The organism is Calothrix rhizosoleniae SC01, assembly GCF_900185595.1.
In the GTDB taxonomy this organism is placed as follows: Bacteria; Cyanobacteriota; Cyanobacteriia; order Cyanobacteriales; family Nostocaceae; genus Calothrix_A; species Calothrix_A rhizosoleniae.
On the sequence record NZ_FYBH01000062.1, the window covers coordinates 1 to 5,959 of the forward strand.

Sequence of the window (5,959 nt, forward strand, 5' to 3'; positions counted from 1 at the left end):
TCTCTCTTTCTCTCTTTCTCTCTTTCCCTCTCTTCCCCATCTTCCCACACTCCCCCTGCTCCCCTGCCTCTTTGTGAACCAACTATTAACTTTATCCCTTTCTTACCCATTGCCATTTAAAATTGGCATGATGGTCTCTAAATTTGTAAACGTGTCTGAATCTGCGTCATTCCGAGAAAAATACCTGTCCTTAATTGACGAAATTGTGCAAGCCACTCTCCAAGGCAAAATTAGCTCTGGAGAACAGGTGTATCAAATGTTGCTCAAAAATATGACTATAGGGACAGGAGAAATATTTGAAATGGCTTTGAGTGATTGTCTCAATTCTACCCAGCAACTACTGGAGCAAGAAACAGATGAACTCAAACAAGCAAAAGCCACTCGTCGTTTGAGAGCAATGAAAACCATTCAAAGTCAATGGGAAAAGGCACAAGAGCAGAATCAAGCCGCAGAAGCTATAGCTTCCGCAGTCAAGGAAATTACTATCACTTCTTCGGAAGAGCGTTTAACAACTTTACTAGGCACCATTGATCCCAATCGCAAATATCCTCTTAATATCCAACAATTACAACAATTGTCAAAATCTTTACGCCAGTTTGCCCAAGCAGACTCAGATTTGCAGGAAATAGCTGATGGAATTAGCTGTGGTGTGGCTGCTTGGGGAAGATTGCAAGAACACCTCCTCAGTTGGATGTATGAGCAGCAGCAATCCTTGGGATTTGGCGGTGTTCCAGGGGAAAAGGGACCTTGGGCACTATGGTCAAAAAAGGTTAATAGCCGCATACCTCAGGCATTATTTCGTACTTTGGCAATGGAAGAATCCGTAGTGGAATTTGCTGATGATTATGACTACGATGATATTACCTTAGGTGAATGGGTGGAGTTAACTCTGGTTTTACAGTACATCCAAAGGGGGCTAGTAAGTTGGTTTGACAATCAACCTTATAACATTGAGGCGGGTTCTAAATTATCGATTTCTACATTTTTGACTTTTGCTGTCATTTGGAGCCAACTAGCAGATAGCTTTGATGTTGAGACCCCATACGGCAATTGGGCTTCGCAAATTATGTTACAAATATTGCGTATCTTTGCTCAAAAACCGTATTTTCCCATGTATGGGGGAATTTTTGCTTCCTTCTCTGGTAGTTACTTGCGGGATGCATTGAACTATTTGGATGAACCACTACGTCATGTAGAAGGCACCCAAGAGAAAGCTAGGATTTTGACTTTATTAGGCTATTCTCAACGAGCATTAGGGGAGTATGAACGTTCCCTCTCCTTTCATCAACAGGCTTTGGATATATCCAGAGATGCAAAGGATAGAACCTGTGAAATTGCCAATCTCAACCATCTCAGCCGTACCTGTGTTGAGGAGGAAAATTATACTGATGCAATTGATTATAGTCAAAGGGCTTTAATTCTCAGCAGACAGGCGGGGGATAAAATAGGGGAAGCAAATGCTTTAACCAATTTAGGTTATAGCCAAGTTATGCAAGCCCAGGAGTTGGAAAGATTAGAGCCAGAAACTTATGAGAGTGCAATTAATTATCTACAACAGGGTTTAAAGTTATCAGAGCAGTTGGGTGATGTGCAAAGTAAGGCTTTATGTTTGAGTAGCTTGGGTGTGGCTTACCAAATAATTGAACAATATCAGGATGCAGTGACAAATTTAGAAGCTGGATTTAAGGTGGCGCAAATTTCTGGAGACTTATATCTTCAAGGATTGAATTTAGCTAATTTGGCGGAAGCTAATTATAGTTTGGAAAATTTAGAAAGGGCAGTTTATACAGGTTGTTTGGGAATGTATTTGTTAAATCAAATTGCTTCCTATGAATGGCGCAAACCTGCGGGATTACTTAGCATTTTACAAGGCAAAATGGGAGCAGAAGCTTTTCAGGTAGTCTTAAAGCAGCATCGTCCCCGGATTATTTCTGTTATAGGTGTGGATGGTTATGATTATATTCCCCAGTTAATTGCAGAGTATCAGGCAGAGGTTTGATGGTTAACAGTAATAAGTAATAAGTAATTAAGTAGGACTTTTTCAGCAAGCCCTACTTATCACTTAGGCGTAACACTATAAATATTTTTCTATTGCACCGGTGAACTCTTCATAGGGTTTGACACCTACCAATGTTTCCATCAATTCACCTTGCTTAAAAAACATCACTGCTGGGATGCTTTTGATGCCAAATCGCTTGGCGACATCTCTATTTTCATCTAAGTCTAACTTAAAAACTTTTGCGCGATCGCTATACTCTTCTGCAAGTTTATCTATTAAAGGACTGATGAGTTTACATGGACCACACCAAGTAGCTGTACAATCCACAACCAGTACAGTCTCATTTTTTACTAAGGTATCAAATTCGGTTTCATTAGGAATAAAAGTTGCGGTAGCCATTGCTAAATACTCCAGAAATTTTGTTAAATGGGTGACTTAATATTTGACAGCGCAGTCTGAAAATTTTTGACTGGCTAGTACTACCTCTGTGTACTGAGGGATTTCCCACAAGGAATTGTTAAAGGAAAAAAGATTTATTGTGAGCGAGTTATCAATATATGTTTATGTAACATCTCTCGTATCATACATTTAAATGGAGGCAAAACTTAAAATTATATTCCACATGATTAATGGTATGGTGCCATCACCAAACAGTAATCGGTATCAAGCCCCCAAATTTTCCAAAGTGGAAAAGAAAAAAGTTTTTCCCGTAACCCCTCTACCTCGATTTATCGATAGGTTAATTGATAACTGCAATGACACAGCCCACTGTTTCTTCCAACACAAGTAACAAAGGAAAAAAAGGCAAATCCCTCCCCTCTGGATTAATTATCCGCACGGGAAAATTTGTCTGGACAACCATGTGGCAAATCATGATGTCAAATCTTGCTCCCCGTAGTAAATCTGGCGAGTATATTCGCCCAGCAACTCAGTTTCATCACGCCATTGGTACAGAACCAGGTAATCCCTATCCACCAGCCACAGGACGGTACAATCTTTATGTGGGCTTGGGATGTCCTTGGGCACACCGAACCTTGGTTGTGCGATCGCTCAAGGGTTTACAGTCAGTAATATCAGTTACAATTGTTTCCCCATCCTCTGATGAAGGAATATGGGTACTCAATCAACCAGAGTCAGGTTGTCGGACTATCCCGGAAGTTTATAATTTGGCACAACCAGGATACCAAGGACGTTGTACTGTACCAGTGCTGTGGGATAAGCAAACCCAGACAATTATCAACAACGAAAGCGCCGAAATAATCGTGATTTTAAACTCGCAATTTAACGAGTTTGCAGCAAATCCCAGCTTAGATTTATACCCAGAAGAATTAAAACCACAAATAGATACATGGAACGATAAAATTTATCATGCAGTCAATAACGGTGTATATCGCTGTGGCTTTGCCCAAACTCAGTCAGCATATGAACAAGCCTGCGAAGAATTATTTACAGCTTTAGATGAAATTGATACAAATTTAGATACCAACCGCTATCTCTGCGGCGACCAACTCACATTAGCAGATGTGCGTTTATTTACCACCCTATTCCGTTTTGATGTGGTTTACTATGGCTTATTTAAATGTAATCTGCGCCGCATTCAAGATTACAAAAACCTGGGAGCTTATCTCAGGGACTTGTATCAAATACCGGGAATTGCCGATACCTGCGATTTAGAAAGCGTCAAACGGGACTATTACGGTAATTTATTTCCCCTCAATCCTGGTGGTATTATCCCATCTGGTCCTGATATTACCAACCTTTGGCAACCACATCAACGGGGGAATAATAAGTAGGGAGTAGGGAGTAGGGAGTAGGGAGTAGGGAGTAGTTCCAGCCTCTTTATTTTTATTCTTTTTGCCAGAAAAAATATACGATGGTACAGAAGATGGTGTTGCGAATACTTTAGTTGAATTGGGAGTTCCCAAGGAGGATATTGTATTAGCCTATCATTCTCCATTTTTGCGACAATATGATGGATTTGCAGTGGGATGAGTTCTCCTGTATGAACTATATCCCTTATATCCCTGGCTAATTGAAGAAGTCGGAGATATCTAGATCACTTGATATTAGGGAACACCAAAAAATAAATTATCCCATTGTGGGGTAGGCATCCCTTGCCTGCCGACTGATGTGAACGGGCTAGAAGCCCATCCCACAAGCGAAAATGGAATACTTTAAAAATTGGAAGTTCCTTAGTTATTACTTATTACTTGCCCGAAACAACACCCTTAAGGTAGTATATTTACTGGAAGTAAAAATCCTAGGTTAATGTCAACTAATAAAATGCGCCCACGTCTAGCTTTAACCATGGGAGATCCGGCAGGAATTGGCGCAGAAGTGATTTTAAAAGCTTTGGCAGACCCCCATCTGCGACAATATGGCGAAGTGATTTTTGTCGGTAGTCAGGATTTACTGGCACAAACCTATACCAACCTGAATTTAGCTGCCAAAATAGCACCTTTAGCAAATCCAGAAAATATATCTGTCCTTGATGTCCCATTAGATACAAAAATGAAGGCAGATATTACCATTGGTCAAGGGAATAATGCTAGTGGTGCAGCTAGTTTTGCTTATATGGAAACTGCGATCGCTCACACTTTAAATGGAGAATTTGATGCTATAGTCACCGCACCCATTGCCAAATCAGCATGGAAAGCCGCAGGATACAATTACCCTGGTCAAACAGAATTATTGGCACAAAAAGCTGGTATAAATAAATATGGAATGTTATTCGTAGGGCGATCGCCTCATACTAATTGGACCCTACGCTGCTTACTAGCCACAACTCATATTCCCTTAAGTCAAGTACCCCAGGTATTAACACCACAGTTAATGACCCAAAAACTAGATTTATTAGTAGAGTGTCTAGAAAAACAATTTGGGATTGACAATGGTAAAATTGCGATCGCTGGTTTAAATCCCCACAGTGGTGAAGCAGGACAACTAGGGACTGAAGAAAAAGACTGGCTAATTCCCTGGTTAGAAGAACAACGTCAGCAACGTCCTAACTTACAATTATATGGCCCGATTCCCCCAGATACTATGTGGGTAGAGCCTGGTAAAGCTTGGTATGGCAATGGACAAAGCCCAAGAGCCTGCGATGCTTATCTGGCACTTTACCACGATCAAGGTTTAATCCCCGTCAAATTAATGGCATTTGACCGGGCTGTGAATACAACCATTGGCTTACCTTTTATTCGCACCTCTCCTGATCATGGTACAGCATTTGATATTGCTGGCAAAGGTATTGCTGATGCTACTAGTATGAAAGCTGCAATTCAATTAGCATATGAATTAGCTTTACAGAAGAAAATCTGAGAGACAATATTCTGAAATCAACCTCTAGATAGATAGCAAATAAATATATTTTTTGTTTATGAATATTTAATATTTTCTTAACAAGAAGCAAGATTATTTCTAGAAAAATATACTAACTTGTTTTATCTATTAAAAAATCGAATCAATTCGGAAGTAAGTACATAGGATGCTAATATTAACTCGATGTTTTTACTGACCCAGAAAAACCATGAGTAAAATGTTGCGTAACTTATTAATTGGTGCTGGAGTCGCTGCGGTTGGCGCTATTGGCACCAAGAAAGCAGTAGATTACTTCCAGAACCGTGGGAAAGAAGAAGAAGTGGATGCTCAAGAGGATGCGGAAGCTACTTCTCCTGACGAAGTTGCCTATGCGACTGTAGAAGCTAGTTCTGTGCAAAGCTTTTTGGATAACAGTTTTGGTGATGCTGGACGTTATGTTCCCAATCGTCCACCCAAAATTTTTGACTATCAAGGTCAACAATATATGGTAATTTGGGCACGGGATAATAAGCAAGATAAAAATCAAATGATGGCTTTCCAGTATACTGATGCAGGTCGGCAGATGGTTGCCAGTGTAGGATATACCGATGATAAAACAGATTATAATCTCAGTTTAGATGATACACCCTTTGCTGTAGAAGT

The 5,959-nt window shown here is 40.2% G+C and carries 5 protein-coding genes and 1 pseudogene; 5 read left to right on the forward strand and 1 reads right to left on the reverse strand.

Going from position 1 to position 5,959, the window contains the following annotated elements; translation table 11 throughout:
- The first annotated feature begins 151 nt into the window (after positions 1–151).
- Complete coding sequence (locus CALSC_RS03725; RefSeq protein WP_200817552.1) at positions 152–1,999, forward strand: tetratricopeptide repeat protein; 1,848 nt, start codon at positions 152–154, stop codon at positions 1,997–1,999.
- Positions 2,000–2,074: 75 nt separating this feature from the next.
- Here CALSC_RS03725 and trxA read toward each other — a convergent pair whose 3' ends face one another.
- The gene (gene trxA / locus CALSC_RS03730) at positions 2,075–2,398 is read right to left on the reverse strand and encodes a thioredoxin (protein WP_088240074.1); all 324 of its coding nucleotides are present in this window, start codon (positions 2,396–2,398) and stop codon (positions 2,075–2,077) included.
- Positions 2,399–2,754: 356 nt separating this feature from the next.
- Here trxA and CALSC_RS03735 point away from each other — a divergent pair, with 356 nt between their 5' ends.
- From CALSC_RS03735 to CALSC_RS03750, 4 genes and pseudogenes are all read left to right on the forward strand, one after another.
- Positions 2,755–3,792, forward strand: a complete 1,038-nt coding sequence (locus CALSC_RS03735; protein WP_088240075.1) for a glutathione S-transferase family protein — start codon at positions 2,755–2,757, stop codon at positions 3,790–3,792.
- A gap of 76 nt (positions 3,793–3,868) precedes the next feature.
- Positions 3,869–3,991 (forward strand): annotated as a pseudogene (locus CALSC_RS03740) (element excision factor XisI family protein); the annotation flags it as partial.
- Positions 3,992–4,267: 276 nt separating this feature from the next.
- Positions 4,268–5,317 carry a 4-hydroxythreonine-4-phosphate dehydrogenase PdxA gene (gene pdxA, locus CALSC_RS03745; RefSeq protein WP_200817553.1) on the forward strand — a complete coding sequence of 350 codons (1,050 nt, stop codon included), beginning with the start codon at positions 4,268–4,270 and terminating at the stop codon, positions 5,315–5,317.
- A gap of 208 nt (positions 5,318–5,525) precedes the next feature.
- Positions 5,526–5,959: hypothetical protein (locus CALSC_RS03750; protein ID WP_088240078.1), on the forward strand; the 434-nt coding region annotated here is incomplete at its 3' end.